This is a genomic window from Arhodomonas sp. AD133 (assembly GCF_051195215.1).
GTDB lineage: Bacteria > Pseudomonadota > Gammaproteobacteria > Nitrococcales > Nitrococcaceae > Arhodomonas.
Genome location: NZ_JBNAZM010000001.1, coordinates 183,298 through 197,594 on the forward strand (window position 1 = coordinate 183,298; position 14,297 = coordinate 197,594).

General features: G+C 65.3%; 15 protein-coding genes. 6 read left to right on the forward strand and 9 right to left on the reverse strand.

What is annotated here, in order from left to right:
- Positions 1–232 precede the first annotated feature (232 nt).
- The 3 genes from ACPEES_RS00725 to ACPEES_RS00735 are packed head-to-tail and all read left to right on the forward strand — an operon-like array spanning position 233 to position 3,499.
- Positions 233–1,927, forward strand: coding sequence for an AMP-binding protein (locus ACPEES_RS00725; protein WP_435099810.1), 1,695 nt, complete (start codon positions 233–235; stop codon positions 1,925–1,927).
- A complete protein-coding gene (locus ACPEES_RS00730; RefSeq protein WP_435099812.1) occupies positions 1,924–2,928 on the forward strand; it encodes a lipase family alpha/beta hydrolase in 1,005 nt (334 codons plus the stop codon). The genes ACPEES_RS00725 and ACPEES_RS00730 overlap by 4 nt, the downstream gene beginning before the upstream one ends.
- A 55-nt stretch (positions 2,929–2,983) precedes the next feature.
- Entirely contained in the window at positions 2,984–3,499 is a 516-nt protein-coding gene (locus ACPEES_RS00735) for a hemerythrin domain-containing protein (RefSeq protein ID WP_435099814.1), read from the forward strand.
- An 82-nt stretch (positions 3,500–3,581) separates the two neighbouring features.
- Here the strand turns inward: ACPEES_RS00735 and ACPEES_RS00740 are convergent, their stop codons facing one another.
- The 5 genes from ACPEES_RS00740 to ACPEES_RS00760 form a co-directional block, all read right to left on the reverse strand.
- Entirely contained in the window at positions 3,582–4,712 is a 1,131-nt protein-coding gene (locus tag ACPEES_RS00740) for a VIT1/CCC1 transporter family protein (protein WP_435099816.1), read from the reverse strand.
- A 42-nt stretch (positions 4,713–4,754) separates the two neighbouring features.
- Positions 4,755–5,861, reverse strand: coding sequence for a GGDEF domain-containing protein (locus tag ACPEES_RS00745; protein ID WP_435099818.1), 1,107 nt, complete (start codon positions 5,859–5,861; stop codon positions 4,755–4,757).
- A 16-nt stretch (positions 5,862–5,877) separates the two neighbouring features.
- Positions 5,878–6,294: a DUF2721 domain-containing protein gene (locus ACPEES_RS00750; RefSeq protein WP_435099820.1), complete on the reverse strand. Its 417-nt coding sequence runs from the start codon at positions 6,292–6,294 to the stop codon at positions 5,878–5,880.
- Positions 6,295–6,353: 59 nt separating this feature from the next.
- A complete protein-coding gene (locus ACPEES_RS00755) occupies positions 6,354–7,013 on the reverse strand; it encodes a hypothetical protein (protein WP_435099823.1) in 660 nt (219 codons plus the stop codon).
- 235 nt (positions 7,014–7,248) lie between these two features.
- Positions 7,249–7,626, reverse strand: a complete 378-nt coding sequence (locus ACPEES_RS00760; RefSeq protein ID WP_435099825.1) for a DnaJ family domain-containing protein — start codon at positions 7,624–7,626, stop codon at positions 7,249–7,251.
- 186 nt (positions 7,627–7,812) lie between these two features.
- Between ACPEES_RS00760 and ACPEES_RS00765 the strand changes: the two genes are divergently transcribed.
- Both ACPEES_RS00765 and ACPEES_RS00770 read left to right on the forward strand, forming a co-directional pair.
- Positions 7,813–8,811, forward strand: coding sequence for an adenosine deaminase (locus ACPEES_RS00765; protein ID WP_435099828.1), 999 nt, complete (start codon positions 7,813–7,815; stop codon positions 8,809–8,811).
- Positions 8,812–8,842: 31 nt separating this feature from the next.
- Positions 8,843–10,225: an NCS2 family permease gene (locus ACPEES_RS00770; RefSeq protein ID WP_435099831.1), complete on the forward strand. Its 1,383-nt coding sequence runs from the start codon at positions 8,843–8,845 to the stop codon at positions 10,223–10,225.
- Positions 10,226–10,267: 42 nt separating this feature from the next.
- On the opposite strand, the gene ACPEES_RS00775 is transcribed toward ACPEES_RS00770, so the two are convergent.
- The gene (locus tag ACPEES_RS00775; protein ID WP_435099834.1) at positions 10,268–11,395 is read right to left on the reverse strand and encodes a PA0069 family radical SAM protein; all 1,128 of its coding nucleotides are present in this window, start codon (positions 11,393–11,395) and stop codon (positions 10,268–10,270) included.
- A gap of 90 nt (positions 11,396–11,485) precedes the next feature.
- Here ACPEES_RS00775 and ACPEES_RS00780 point away from each other — a divergent pair, with 90 nt between their 5' ends.
- Positions 11,486–12,082 (forward strand): GNAT family N-acetyltransferase, encoded by a 597-nt coding sequence (locus ACPEES_RS00780; protein WP_435099837.1) that lies wholly within the window; start codon positions 11,486–11,488, stop codon positions 12,080–12,082.
- A gap of 14 nt (positions 12,083–12,096) precedes the next feature.
- Here ACPEES_RS00780 and ACPEES_RS00785 read toward each other — a convergent pair whose 3' ends face one another.
- The 3 genes from ACPEES_RS00785 to ACPEES_RS00795 are packed head-to-tail and all read right to left on the reverse strand — an operon-like array spanning position 12,097 to position 14,284.
- Positions 12,097–12,786: an ABC transporter permease gene (locus tag ACPEES_RS00785; RefSeq protein ID WP_435099840.1), complete on the reverse strand. Its 690-nt coding sequence runs from the start codon at positions 12,784–12,786 to the stop codon at positions 12,097–12,099.
- Positions 12,783–13,478, reverse strand: coding sequence for an ABC transporter permease (locus ACPEES_RS00790; RefSeq protein ID WP_435099843.1), 696 nt, complete (start codon positions 13,476–13,478; stop codon positions 12,783–12,785). Before ACPEES_RS00790 ends, ACPEES_RS00785 begins: the two co-directional genes overlap by 4 nt.
- A gap of 59 nt (positions 13,479–13,537) precedes the next feature.
- Complete coding sequence (locus tag ACPEES_RS00795; protein ID WP_435099846.1) at positions 13,538–14,284, reverse strand: ABC transporter substrate-binding protein; 747 nt, start codon at positions 14,282–14,284, stop codon at positions 13,538–13,540.
- Between the last annotated feature and the right edge of the window lie 13 nt (positions 14,285–14,297).

Sequence of the window (14,297 nt, forward strand, 5' to 3'; positions counted from 1 at the left end):
GATGTCTTTCACCCGTCTGCTGCTTTGCAACATAGCAAAGCCTCTTGCGCGTCGCAACATACTCGATCGGTGACCAGAACGTTCCTTATTGCGAGCGCGTGGTGTAGCTATAGGCTATTGATATGACGAGCATGTGACGGTCCGCCAGTCCGTCCGGCTTGCCGGATCGGCATGCACACGGGACATTAGGCATCACAATACCTGGTGCACGCTCACACGGAGGCGGGAAGCGATGGACAGAATCTGGCTCGATGCCTATCCGCCGGGTGTCCCGGCGGATATAGCCGTTCCGCCGAATATCACCCTGCGCGAAGTCTTCGAGGAGAGCTGCCGGCGCTTCGCCGGGCATAGGGCTTTCTCGAATCTCGGAGGCGTGCTCACCTACGAAGAGCTCGATCGCTCCAGCGCCGCCTTCGCCGCCTGGCTTCAGCGGGAGGCCGGGCTTCAGCCGGGCGATCGGGTGGCGCTCATGATGCCCAACATCCTGCAGTACCCGGTGGCGCTTTTCGGCGCGCTGCGGGCGGGGCTCGTCGCGGTCAACGTCAATCCGCTGTACACCGCGCGGGAGCTCGCTGCCCAACTGAACGATTCGGGCGCACGGGCCATCGTGATCCTGGAGAACTTCGCCCACTCTCTGGAGACCGTCTACCGTGACAGCGCGCTCGAAACCATCGTGGTCACGTCGCTGGGCGATCTGTTGCCCGGGCCGCGACGTCTGTTGGTGAACGCGGTGGTTCGATATGTCCGACGCGCCGTGCCGGCGTGGCGGATACCGGACGCCATCCCACTGCGCGATGCACTCACAGCAGGTGCCGGCAGAGAGCCGGAGCGCGTGCCCATGGACCCACGCGACCCGGCATTCCTCCAGTACACCGGTGGGACGACCGGTACGGCCAAGGGCGCGATCCTCAGCCACCGCAACATGATCGCGAATCTGGAGCAGGCCTCGGCGTGGCTGCGCGGACACTTGTCGGAGGGCGAGGAGGTCGTCCTCACCGCCCTGCCCCTCTACCATATATTCTCGCTACTGGCGAACTGTCTGCTGTTCATGCGCATCGGCGGCGAGAACGTGCTGGTCACCAATCCACGCGACCTTCCCGCCCTGGTGAAGACGTTGCAGGCAACCCGTCCCACTGCGATGACGGGGGTCAACACGCTGTTCAACGCCTTGTTGAACACACCCTCGTTCGACCACCTGAACTTCGACAGGCTCAAGCTCACTCTCGGCGGCGGCATGGCCGTACAGCGGGGCGTGGCCGAGCGGTGGCATGCCGTCACCGGCCACCCTATTGTCGAAGCCTACGGCCTCACCGAGACGTCGCCGGCAGTCTGCGTGAATCCGCTGGACATCCCCGACTACACTGGCAGCATCGGGTTGCCGCTGCCGTCGACGGAGGTGAGCATTCGTGACGAGCACGGCACCGAGCTGCCCCCCGGCGAGGTAGGCGAGCTCTGTGTGCGGGGCCCACAGGTAACCAGTGGCTACTGGCAGCAGCACGAGGCCACGCAGCGGGCGTTTCACGCCGACGACTTCTTCCGCACCGGCGACTTGGCCCGCATCGGTGAGCGCGGCTTTGTCTATATCGTCGACCGCCTCAAGGACATGGCGATCGTCTCCGGTTTCAATGTTTATCCCAATGAAGTGGAGGAGGTGCTCATCAGTCATCCGGACGTCGCCGAAGCGGCGGTCATCGGCGTGCCGGACGAACGCCAGGGCGAGCGCCTGCGCGCGTTCGTGGTCCCCCGGGGACCGGGCCTGACCGCCGAAACGCTCATTTCGCACTGCCGGCAATCGCTGACAGGCTACAAGGTGCCTCAGGACATCGTGTTCCGCGACGAGCTGCCGAAAACCAATGTCGGCAAAATCCTGCGTCGGGCATTGCGGGAACCGGCAGGCGGTGGCGACGACGCCGGCGAGGCATCATGATCGCGCGCCTGGAGCGGTGGCTACTCGCCGGCGAGCTTTCCTGCTACCTGATTCTCGCCGTCGTCCTTACGATTTTCACACCGGCCACCGGTCCGGCGATGACGGTGATGTTCGCCGCGATCTCGGTGTCCGGCCGCGCCGCCTATCTCGTCGTCGCCTGGTATACGGCATGGCGGTGGGACGACGCAGACAGTGCCCGTGGCGCAGCGTTGCCACCGGCCGGGGTCGCAGCACGGGAATGGCTCGCGCTGTTCGCCACCCACAGCGTTCTTCAACCGTTCGCGCCACTGTGGAACCGAATCCTGGCCGGGCTACCGCACGGCGATCGCGCCACGGTGCCGCCCCGGGAGCCGGTCGTGGTGCTCGTGCATGGATATGCCTGCAACGCCGCGTACTGGCTGCCTCTGCGGTGGCGACTGCAACAACGGGGCGTTCGATGTCCGCCGCCGCCGACGTTGGAGCCTCCGTTCGCGAGTATCGACGACCAGGCGGACGCACTCGCCCGATACCTCGCGGGACTGCGTGACCGCCTGCCCGGCCACCCACTTGTCCTGGTTGGCCACAGCATGGGCGGACTCACGATACGCGCGTGTTACGCACGCCATGGGCTCGATGACGTCGTGCAAGTCATCACCCTGGGCACGCCGCACCACGGCAGCCGCATAGCACGCCTGGGGTGGACGCGTAATGCACGCGAGATGGTCCCGGGCAGTGGCTGGCTACGGTCACTGCCATCCCTTGCCGACGCCAGCTCGCCGACGCTGGTCGCCATGGCGGCACGCTATGACGAGCTGGTGACCCCGCTTGTTAGAACAGTGCCGCAAAGAATTGAAATAAATGAATTTATAAACGTTGGCCACTTGGCAATCGGATGGTGTGGACGGACTTGCGAGGAAATCCAGGCATGTGTCGATACCGCCCGTCGGGCCGCTCACGTACGCTCTGCGAATCGAATCACAGATTCTCACTCCACGACCTGCACCGCCGGGACCAGTAACTAGACTTCTTCTTGCCCACGCTACCAGGCGATTCGCCGTAGTCGACGGAGGTTACGCGATGGAATTGCTACAGCGGCTGCGCAGTGAACACGCGGATATTCTCCAGGCACTCGAGCACTTCGAGGAAGAATTGCAGGCGTTCGAAGAAGCGGGCAATGCGGACATCGACGCCATGCGTGAAAACCTGGAGTGGATGACGCATCAACCCCTGCAGCAGCATGTGCACGAAGAGCAGGCGCTGTGTCGCGCCCTCGCGAGCCATGAAGGCGAAGCGCGGCGGACGGCGGAAGCCATGCAGGATAGCACCGAAAATCTCACCGAGACGGCGGAAGCGCTGCTCGAGCAGATCGAGGACATGGCGGAAGACGTGGTCGTGCCCCGTGACCGATTCGACGCCCTCGCCCGGCGCTTCGTCGCCGAATGCCTCGACCAGATAGAGCGCGAGGAGAACGAGCTCTTTCCGCTCGCCGAGCGCCTGCTCACCGACGCCGAGTGGCAGCGACTGGAACGCGGCAACGGCTACCATGCCCCGCCGCTCCACGCGCAATCCGCCGCACTGTGGGAAATCCGCTAGCGCGCCTCCCCCCCGACTCCACATCCGGCACCCGCCGCCCTGGCGACCGCGTAGTGGCGGTCGCCAGGGTAACCGCCGGTACCTACGGCACAAGACCGACGCCGAGCAACCAGCCGACGCCGTAGGTGATCATGGCGGCGCCAAGGCCGAATGTGAGCTGGCGCAGCCCCGAATACCATGCCGAGCGGCCGGTGAGCACCGTTATTGCTGCACCGATGACGAACAGACCCACGGCGCTCGCGCAAAGACTGGTTAGTACGGCCTGTGAACCGCCAAAGAAGAAGTAGGGAACGACCGGGATGATCGCGCCGATAGCGAACAGGAGAAACGACGTCCCCGCTGCCACCCAGGCGGAACCACCCAGGTTCGCCGGATCGATACCGAGCTCCTCGCGGGCGAGCACGTTGAGCGCGTTCTCACGATCGTCGATTAGTCGTTGAGCCACCGCCTGGGCTTCGCTACGTGCCAGCCCCTTGGCCTCGTAGATCAAAGCGAGCTCTTCGGCCTCTTCCTCCGGCGCTTCCGCGAGCTCCTGGGCCTCCACCTCGAGCTGCCGCATATGCAGCTCCCGAGCGCTCTGTACCGACAACCACTCGCCCAAGGCCATGGAGATGGACCCGGCCAGCAATCCTGCCAGCCCGGTCAGCAGTATCGTCTCGCCAGCGACTGCCGCGCCGGCGACCCCCATTACGAGACTGAGATTGGAAACGAGCCCATCGTTGGCCCCGAGAACGGCAGCCCGAAGCGCATTGCCGTCGACACCGCCATGGCGGCCTTCAAGACGCGCGATCTCGTCACCCGAGAGTCCGGCGCCCGCACGCCGGATCACGCTGAGCAGCCGTCTGTGATAACGTTCGTCCGCCGGCAAGCGAGAGTCGCGCGACTCCGGCTGCCGCTCGTAGGCGCGGCTGCCGGCGCGCTCCATCCCCGAAATCGCCGGCAGCACCCATGATGCGCCGAAGCGATGGGCGATCGCCGCCAGCAGACGGGAACGCCAGCTCGGCCGCAGCGGGGACACCACACCCGCCCGGCGACGAATCTCCGCCTCCCAGAAGCGTGCGTGGCGCTCTTCGAGCCGGGCCATGCGACGGTAGACCTCGGCGAGACGTTCGTCGTCCTCCGCCGCTGCCAGCGCATGGTAGAGCGCCGCGCTGTCCACCTCGCTCTGCAGATTCTCATAGAGCCTGCGCAGTTTCCTGTCCTTAATCGCCACCGTTCCCGGCTCCCATCTGCCTCAACGGCCGCGTACCAGCGGCTATTCGTCGCCGATTCCGCGAGCGACGACGCGATTACCGCCGCGTTCGTGCGCTTCGTCGGCGGCCGCCCGTGCCCGGCTGATCAGTGTCCAGGTGTCATCGCCTTCCTGCAGTGCGGTCACACCGACGGAGGCCGACAGCCGCGCGCCTGCGCCCAACGCCTGGAAACGGCAGTCGCGAACGCGCTCACAGAGCACTCGTGCACGCTCCAGCGCCTCTTCGCCCTGCACGTCGGGCAACACGGCGATGAACTCCTCGCCGCCGTAGCGGCCAACGGTATCGATCGCCCGCAACCCGTCACCAATCGCCTGAGCCACGCGCTTGAGAACCTGGTCGCCACGCTCGTGGCCGAACTCCCGATTGATCGCCTTGAAGTTGTCCAGATCCACCATGGCGACCGTCAGCGGCTGCTGCAGACGCAACCCGCGTGTCACTTCGCCGGACACCGCGCTGATGGCTGCGTGGCGATTGCTCAGCCCGGTCAGCGGGTCGAGCACGCTCAGGTCGTGCACTTTCTCGCGCGCCTGCTGCAACTCGATTTGCTGGCGCTTGAGCTGCCGGCGCAGCCGGTCGACATAGCCGGCAAAGAACCCTCCGCAGGGAACGATCACCGCCAGGGCGACGAACTGCAGGGTTTCCTCCCGCAAATCAACGGCCCATGGCCGGACGTGATAGACGACGGCGACGGCGCCGCCGTAGCACGCCATGGCGAATAGCCCGAGAACGGTGAACTGCCAGTTGCGCAGCCGGAAGACGCCGAACATCAGCAAAGCCATGTAAAGCAGCAGCAATGCGCCGCGAGCGCCGTAGACGAAATACAGGCTGACAGTCATGAACACGCAGGCCGTGACCATTTGAACCCCGGTCAGGCTCGGATCCCGCAGCCGCTCGTTGCGGCCGCTCCGCAGCATGGCGTAGAACACTGCGTTCACGACGACCAGCGCGGCAGAAATGCTCAGCCAGGGACGAATCGCCATGAGGCCCTCGAGGACGTACAGCCCCATGATCACCACGGCCATGACGTAGACGAGACCCGCCATTAGGAATCGTTTGATACGCAGGCCCTGGAACGGGTCGTTGCGCGGAACGATGCTCAGGCCGAACACATGCTTTCTCCTTACATCAAATCCGGCTTTCCGACGCATCACTATCCGATTCCAGGTCGGATAGCTGAAGCCCCAGGGCAGCGACGGAAATCCATATCTCCCGCAGTGACAGCGCCAGTGAAGTCATCATCAGCAGCAGGCTGATGCCGAATGCGTACTTCGCCGGCGTCACCAGCCCAGCGAACAGCAGGAACATGCACAACACGCACAGAAACAGGCTGAACACGCCGGCGACCTGCATGTGCCGTATCAGCATCACGCGGCGGCGCAGGTTCTCGATCTGGCCTCGGAGATTGGGGTTGCGCTGCTCCCGGTACTGCGCCTGAAGGTCGCGGATCAGTGCCGCGAGGCCCAGGAACCGGTTGGTATAGGCCAGCAGCAACAGGGAGATGGCGGGAAACAGCAGTGACGGTGTCGCGAGAGATAGCTCCATGATGCGGAGCATACCTCAGAAAGGCCGGCGCCGTAGATGGCGCCGGCCGCCAGGAGCGGTTACTCGCTACCGCCTTCCTGCTGCATGGATGGCTTCTGCTGCTGTTGCTGCTTCTGGCGCTGCTGGATCGCCTTCTGCATCTTCTGGCGCATCTGCGTGCGCTGCTTGCGATACTTGCTGATCAGCGCTTCGGTCTCGGGATTCTGCTCGATCATGGCCGCACGGAGATCGTCCTCGAACGCCTTGCGCTGCTTCTGGATCTCCTCGTCGCCGAGCGCCTTGCGCCGGGCCGTGAGCAGCGCCTGGCGCTTCTCGCGGTACTCCTTGGTCAGCGTCTTCTGCTCTTCGCCCTTGACCTCACCGGAGCGGAGCTTCTCGGCGAGCTCGCGCAACCGCTCCACATCGGTCTCCGGATCGACACCCTCGTCGGCCATGCGCGCATTGACCGCGTCCTTGAGCGACTGCCGCTGTTCCTTCAGCTCGGGGTTGTTCTCGAGCGCCTGGTCGCGGATCTCCCCGAGCTGCTTCTGGAGCTCGCGCAGCTCCGCACGCGGATTCGCCGGCTGGGCGCTACTCTGCGCCTTTGCCGCATCGGCGCCGCCGCCATTCCCGGCATTGCCCTCCTGCTGCGCCATCGCCGGCGCAGCGGCGGTCATGACACCGGCTAGCAGGACAGCGAGCAATCCGCTGCGGGACGGGGTCCACATCGTGTGGTTCATGTGCAATCTGCCTCTGGTCCGGGCCCTTGACGGGCCGTTGGTTCTGGCCGCAGAACGCGGCCGCGCGCCGTGACGGTGGACCGTAGCAAGGCGTGCGGTACCGCTGTCAATCGCCGCGGCCAGACGAAGGGGTTCCCGACGCGATACCGGGGGGCCGCGATTGCGCTCGCCGGCCACGGGCAGCGCAGTCGTTGAGCGGCGACAACGCGTCACCGGTACGTACGCCACGTCGGCTTCACCGGCGGCGGAAGCGGTGCTCGAGCTTGCCCTCGTAACCCGGAACCGTGGACAGGGAGCTACCGGCGCCACGACGGCTGTCGAGCTCCACACGCAGGGCAGTAAGGCGGCGCCGCGCTTCCCGGGCCTCGGGCCCGGTGGTGTCGTTCACGTGCCGCAGCAGGTCCTCGAGTTCCCGGATCTCGCGCCGTTGTTCGAGCTCCGGCGGCAGACAGTTCGCGTTGCGCAGGACGCGGTAGGCCATGCGCAGATGCTCCGGCACGAACGCATCGTCGTCGAGATCCAGTGGCCGCCCTTCGCCTGGCAACCCGGAAAGCTCTCCGCGTGCCTCAGCCTCGCGCATACGCTGCTCAGCGAGCTCGTCGAGAGGGTTCATGGTGTTGGCGTGGTCCCGTCGCTGGCCGACCCCTGCATTATGGGACAGCATGGAACAGCACGGCACCCCCGGTACGCCCGCGTATCAGCGCGCCCTTACCGGCCACCGGCCGTGAGCAATATCGCCTTGGCTGCTACTCTCACGACGGACGGGCCGCAGAAGCCGAAACGGACGAGGACCGGCGCGATGCGTGACTATATCGAGGGGCTTCCGAAGGTAGAGCTGCACGTACACATCGAAGGGACGCTCGAACCCGAGCTCATGTTCCGCCTTGCCGAGCGCAACGGGATCACCCTTCCCTACGCGGATGTCTCTCAGGTGAAAGCCGCATACGAGTTCGACGACCTGCAGTCCTTTCTGGACCTGTATTACCAGGGCGCGTGCGTTCTGCTCGAGGAGCAGGATTTCTACGACCTGACCTGGGCGTACCTGCAACGCTGCCAGGCCGACAACGTGCGGCACACGGAGATATTCTTCGACCCCCAGACCCATACCGAGCGCGGTGTCGGCTTCGAGAAGGTCATTCGCGGTATCGCCCGTGCCTGCCTCGACGGCGAGCGCCAGCTAGGCGTGACCAGTGAGCTGATCCTGTGTTTCCTGCGGCACCTCTCGGAGGAGTCGGCGATCGACACGCTCGCCGCGGCGATGCCCTGGCGCGAGCACTTCATCGGCGTCGGCCTGGACTCGGCGGAAGCCGGCAATCCCCCGGAGAAATTCAACCGCGTGTTCGCCGAAGCGCGGGAGGTGGGACTCCACCTCGTCGCCCACGCCGGTGAGGAAGGGCCCGCCGACTATATTCGCCAGGCACTGGACGAGCTCTACGTCGAACGCATCGATCACGGCGTGCGCTGCACTGAAGACCCGGCTCTGGTGGCCCGTCTCCGGGACAGCGGAGTGCCTCTCACGGTCTGCCCGCTGTCGAACGTCAAGCTCAGAGTCTTCGACACCATCGAGCAGCACAACCTCCCGCGGCTGCTGCACGAAGGGCTCAACATCACCATCAACTCCGACGATCCGGCCTACTTCGGCGGCTACATGAACGCCAATTTCCTCGCCGTCGCCGAGGCATTCGATCTCGACCGCGCCACCATTGCCGGATTCAGCCGCAACGCCATCGACGCCGCGTTCATTTCCGACGAGCGCCGCCGGGCGCTACACGCGGCTGTGGACGAAGTCGACACCTGAACAAACACGAGCAACCACAAGGGTGACGCCCATGGCCTCAACGAGCAGCACGGACGGTGCCGTCGAGACGGGGGTGCTGGAGCGGCATTTCGGCATTCGTGCCGCGGGCACCACGGTGCGCACGGAAATCCTGGCAGGGTGCGCGACGTTCCTCGCGTCCATGTACATTATCGTCGTCAATCCCGGCATTCTCGCCGATGCGGGCATTCCCTTCGCGGCGGGGCTCGCCTCCACCGTGCTCATCAGCTTCCTCGCCAGCCTTGCCATGGGGCTGTACGCGAAAAACCCGATTCTCGTCGCCCCGGGTATGGGCATGAACGCGCTTTTCAGCTACACCCTCGTCGTCGGCGCCGGCATGAGCTGGCAGACGGCGCTGGGGTGCGTGTTCTGGTCCGGTGTGCTGTTCACCCTGCTCGCCGCCTTCAATGCCCGCCAATGGGTCGTCGACGCCATTCCTGACCAGCTGCGTTACGCGATCACCTGCGGCATCGGCCTGTTCATCACCCTCATCGGGCTGAACAACGCGCAGTTCGTCGTCCACGATCCCGCCACCCTCGTGGGCATCGCACCGCTCGACACAATCCGCGTGACCTTTCTCGCCGGACTGGCGATCACCGCGATCCTGGTGCTGCGCAAAGTGCCTGGCGCACTCATCCTGGGCATCGTCATCACGACCGCACTGGCCGTGCCCATCGGTCGTGTGTGGGGCGACGCCGCCGGCTTCTGGCCGGAAGGCATGCAACGCGCGACCATGGTCGACTGGAACGGCGTATTCGCCTGGCCCGATTTCAGCACGCTGCTCCAGGTGGATATCGTCGGTGCACTCTCCGTGGCCTACTGGCCGTTCATCTTCGTCTTTCTGTTCACGAACTTCTTCGACGCACTGGCGACCTTCATGGGCCTGTCCGAGGCCGCCGGACTCAAGGACGACCGGGGCAACCCCCGGAACCTCCGCCAGGCCATGACAGTGGACGCCGTCACTTCGCTGCTGTCGGGGCCATTCGGCACGAGCCCGACCAACAGCTACATCGAATCCGGGGCGGGCATCGCCCAGGGCGGACGCACGGGGTTGGTGGCAGTGGTCGCCGCATTGCTGTTCCTGCCGTTCCTGTTCCTCTCGCCGCTGCTGTCGCTGGTCCCGCCCATTGCCACCGCTCCCGTGTTGGTGCTGGTGGGACTGTTCATGCTCGCGCCCATCGCCAGGATCGACTGGCAGGACTACACCATCGGTATCCCTGCGTTTCTGGCCATGCTGCTGATGCCGTTCACCTATTCCATCACCTATGGCATCGCCTTCGGCTTCATGAGCTATGCGCTGCTGAAGGCGGCGGCCGGACGCGCGCACGAGGTGCACGGCGTGATGTGGATCCTCGCCGGGCTGTCCGTGCTGATGCTGGCCGCGCCCCATGGCTGACGGCAGTGGCGGGCACGTGGGGGCTCGCCGTCGCCGGGGACGCTACTCGAACAGACCGAGCTGGTCACCGCTGCGCGCAGGCACCCGGAAGTGCGTGCAATCCAGCGGCGGCAGGCGGCGGTCCAGACCGAGACGGGCGCGGGCCACCCTGGCCCGCTCCCTGATAAGCTCCGCCTGGGGCCCGCTGCCGCGCATGCGTCGACCGAAACGGCTATCGTACTGCCGGCCGCCGTGCATCTGACGGACGACGCTCAGCACGTGCTCTGCGCGCATGGGGTAATGCGCCTCCAGCCATTCCCGGAACAGGGGTTCCACTTCGTGGGGCAAGCGCAGCGTGATGTATCCCGCCGAACGGGCGCCGCGTTCGGCGGCCGCCATCAGGATGGCCTCCAGTTCGCCATCGTTTAGCGCGGGAATCACCGGCGCGACCATCACACCGGTAGGCACGCCGGCGGCTGCCAATCGCTCAATCATCCGAAGGCGCCGCGCGGGGCCGGCGGCACGGGGTTCGAGCGCCCGATTGAGCTCACCATCCAGGGTCGTGACGGTGACGCTGGCGTGCACCAGGTTCTCCGCGGCCAGGTCCGCCAGCAGCTCCAGATCCCGCTCGATGAGTCCCGACTTGGTGATCACCGTCACCGGATGACGATATGTCCAGAGCACTTCCAGAATACGCCGCGTAAGCCTCAGGCGCTTCTCCACCGGCTGCCAGGCGTCCGTGTTCACGCCGAGGGCGATGGGCGCCGGCTTGTAGCCGGGGCGCGCAAGCTCGCGGGCGAGTTGCTCCGGGGCATCCGGTTTGTACTGCAGCCTGGTCTCGAAATCGAGCCCCGGCGAGAGATCCAGGTAAGCGTGAGTCGGGCGCGCATAGCAGTAAATGCAGCCATGCTCGCACCCCCGGTACGGATTGATCGATCGGTCGAACGGGATATCCGGAGACCGGTTGTAGCTGATCACACTGCGCGAGTGATCGACGTCGAGCTCGGTCTTCGGTTTCGTCGCCGCGCCGTCGGCGGCATCTTCCGCCAGCGATTCCCAGCCGTCGTCGAAGCTCTCGGCATATGCCCGGCGAAAGCGGCCATCCGGGTTCGAGACCGCTCCCCGTCCTGCCCGAACCCGCCGTCGGGGATCAGCGCGACCCCAATTGATCTCTTTAGGTTCTCTATCCATGCCACAAGCATAACAGAGCTGGCACGCCCCGCACTTCGATGACGACGGTCGGCACCGCTACACTGACGGTTTCGGCCAAAGGGGACAGACATGAGTGCATTCACCCGCGAGCTCGATCGCGACGGCGGGCGCTATCTATCCCGCGTCACGCACCTGGAGATGGATGCCTGCCCGGCCGGTGACGAGCCCGATGCGCCTGCCGGTACCCTGATCGAAACCTGGCATGCGCCGGCGGTCGACGCGTATCTCGCCCTGTTTCGCCGGGTCGGCGAGCCGTGGCTGTGGTACGGCCGTCTGCGGCAGTCACGGGAATCGATCGCGGCCCACCTGCGTGCGCCGACCACGGAGCTCTACCGGCTGTGGGTTGATGAGGTGCTCGCAGGCTTCGTGGAGCTCGACCGAAGCACGCCGGACGAGACGGAGATCGCATACTTCGGTCTGGTGCCCGGCTACCCCGGTCGCGGGCTCGGCGGCTACCTGCTACGCGTGGCCGTGCAGCGCGCCTGGCGCGGCGATATCCGGCGTGTGTGGCTGCATACCTGTAGCGAGGATCATCCCGATGCGCTGGCCATCTATCAGCACGTCGGCTTTCGGCCGTTCGCAGTGGAAACGCAATGGGTGCGCGACCCGCGTCTGGCCGGACTGCTGCCCCGCAGTGCCGCGCCGCACGTACCCATTCCGGAATGACCCCCTGGAGGGGTCTAAGAGCCGGGCCTCGTATGCCGGGCGAGCCGGCGCTCGAGGAAATGGAAGCCGCTGACGATGATGAACGTGATGATCACATAGAGCACCCCGGCGGCGAAGAAGATCTCCAGCGGCGTATAGGTCACCGCGATGATGGTCCGCGCCATGCCGGTGAGATCGAGCAATGTGATCGTGCTGGCGAGCGCGCTGCCCTTGAGCATGAGGATCACCTCGTTGCTATAGGCAGGCAGGCCGATGCGAAAGGCTCGGGGGAGGATGATCCGCCGCCAGGTGACCCGTCGGCTCATGCCCAGGGCCCGGGCCGCCTCGACCTCGCCCCCCGGCACCGACTGGATCGCCCCCCGCAGAATCTCGGCGGTGTAGGCGGATGTATTGAGGGTGAAGGCGATGATCGCGCACCAGTACGCTTCGCTGAGCACCGGCCACAGGAAGGAGTCGCGCACGGCCTCGAACTGACCGAAGCCGTAGTAGACCAGAAATATCTGGACCAGCAGCGGCGTGCCCCGAAAGAAATAGATGTAAAGCCACGGCAACAGGCGTACCGTGACCTGCCGCGACACCCGCGCCATGGCCATGGGTACGGCGATCAGCAGCCCGAGCACGCCGGATATGACTACCAGCTCGATGGTCAGCCACGCCCCCTCGAGCAGCTGCGGCAAATTCTCGATGATGACCGACCATCTCATGACGACAGCGTCCGCATTCCGTGACTCGTGTGTCGCTCCAGCAGGTGAATGACGAGCGTCGCGAGCGCGGTGAGGCCCAGATAGATCAGTGCAGCGGCGAAATAGAAGGTGAACGGCTGCTTCGTGGAGCCGACCGCAACGGCGGTCTCCCGCATGAGGTCCTCGATGCCGATCACGGATACCAGGGCGGTGTCCTTGAGCAGCGCCATGAATATATTGCCCACCGCCGGCAGCGCCACCCGCCAGACCTGGGGCAGGACGATGCGCCGGAATATGCGGCCCCGCCGCAGCCCGAGGGCCAGCCCGGCCTCGACGTGCCCGCGGGGGATGGTGTGCAGCGCGCCGCGAAAAACCTCGGTGAGATAGGCGCCGTAGTTGAACGCCAACGCCGTCACGCCCGCCGCGAACGCCGACAGCTCCACGTACTCATCGTGACCGAACCATCCCGCGGCCGCGGTGAGTATCCGCGCCGAGCCATAGTACACGAGCAGGATCACCAGCAGCTCCGGCAGGCCCCGAACCATGGTGGTGTAGGCGTTGCCCAGCCAGCGAAGCGGGGGAACCGGCGACTCTTTCGCGGCGGCACCGAGCAGCCCCAGTACCAGTCCCACCCCCATGGCGCCCAGCGCCAACTGGATCGTGATCCACGTACCGGCGGCGAGCTGCGCACCGAAGCCCTGGAGATCGAGCATGAAAGGCCTTTGGATTCAGTCGCCGCGGGCCCGCTCAGGGCCCGGGCGATTCAGGTTCATCAATAGATGTCGAACGGGAAGTACTGCTCGTTGATTTTCTGGTACGTCCCGTCCTCGCGAATCGCTTCGATAGCGTCGCTGAAACGCTCGGCGAGCTCGGTATTGCCCTTGCGCACCGCGATGGCGATCTTGTCGTCGTCATAAACGGGCTCGCCCTTGAACTCGTAGGCGCTGCCCTCCTCCGACTCCAGCCACTCCCAGCTCACGTACTTGTCGGCCAGGATGGCATCGAGACGACCGGAGCCCAGGTCCAGGAAGGCGTTCTCCTGGGTGTCATAGAGCTTGATGTCCACATCGTCCGTGTTCTCGTCGAGCCACTGCGCAGCAATCGTCGCCCGCTGCGCGCCGACGGTCTTGCCCGCGAGGTCGGCCGACGGATCGAAGTCGCTGTCCTCGGGCGCTATGAACTGGAGCTTGTTGGAGTAATACGGCTCACTGAACGTCACCGCCTCCTGACGCTCCGGCGTTATGGACATCGACGCGATGATGGCGTCGTACTTGCCGGCAATGAGGCCGGGAATGATGCCGTCCCAGTCCTGCAGGACGAGCTCGCAGTCGGCGCCCATCTCCTCGCACAGGGCGCGGGCGATATCCACGTCGAAGCCCTTGACCTCGCCGCTGGAGTCGATGAAGTTGAAGGGGGGATAGGCACCTTCGGTAGCGATCTTGATCGTGTCGGCCGCCTGGGCGGAAACGCTCACGCCGACGGTCATCGCAACGCCGGCCAGTAGGTTTCGCAGTTTCATCCTCGCACTCCCT

Bases quoted from the DNA above. Each gene is read 5' to 3' on its own strand.
- ACPEES_RS00780 (WP_435099837.1), top strand. From the start codon at position 11,486: ATGAGTGCATTCACCCGCGAGCTCGATCGCGACGGCGGGCGCTATCTA.
- ACPEES_RS00735 (WP_435099814.1), top strand. From the start codon at position 2,984: ATGGAATTGCTACAGCGGCTGCGCAGTGAACACGCGGATATTCTCCAG.
- ACPEES_RS00750 (WP_435099820.1), bottom strand. From the start codon at position 6,294: ATGGAGCTATCTCTCGCGACACCGTCACTGCTGTTTCCCGCCATCTCC.
- ACPEES_RS00760 (WP_435099825.1), bottom strand. From the start codon at position 7,626: ATGAACCCTCTCGACGAGCTCGCTGAGCAGCGTATGCGCGAGGCTGAG.
- ACPEES_RS00770 (WP_435099831.1), top strand. From the start codon at position 8,843: ATGGCCTCAACGAGCAGCACGGACGGTGCCGTCGAGACGGGGGTGCTG.
- ACPEES_RS00730 (WP_435099812.1), top strand. From the start codon at position 1,924: ATGATCGCGCGCCTGGAGCGGTGGCTACTCGCCGGCGAGCTTTCCTGC.
- ACPEES_RS00725 (WP_435099810.1), top strand. From the start codon at position 233: ATGGACAGAATCTGGCTCGATGCCTATCCGCCGGGTGTCCCGGCGGAT.
- ACPEES_RS00755 (WP_435099823.1), bottom strand. From the start codon at position 7,013: ATGAACCACACGATGTGGACCCCGTCCCGCAGCGGATTGCTCGCTGTC.
- ACPEES_RS00785 (WP_435099840.1), bottom strand. From the start codon at position 12,786: ATGAGATGGTCGGTCATCATCGAGAATTTGCCGCAGCTGCTCGAGGGG.
- ACPEES_RS00790 (WP_435099843.1), bottom strand. From the start codon at position 13,478: ATGCTCGATCTCCAGGGCTTCGGTGCGCAGCTCGCCGCCGGTACGTGG.
- ACPEES_RS00765 (WP_435099828.1), top strand. From the start codon at position 7,813: ATGCGTGACTATATCGAGGGGCTTCCGAAGGTAGAGCTGCACGTACAC.
- ACPEES_RS00795 (WP_435099846.1), bottom strand. From the start codon at position 14,284: ATGAAACTGCGAAACCTACTGGCCGGCGTTGCGATGACCGTCGGCGTG.
- ACPEES_RS00775 (WP_435099834.1), bottom strand. From the start codon at position 11,395: ATGGATAGAGAACCTAAAGAGATCAATTGGGGTCGCGCTGATCCCCGA.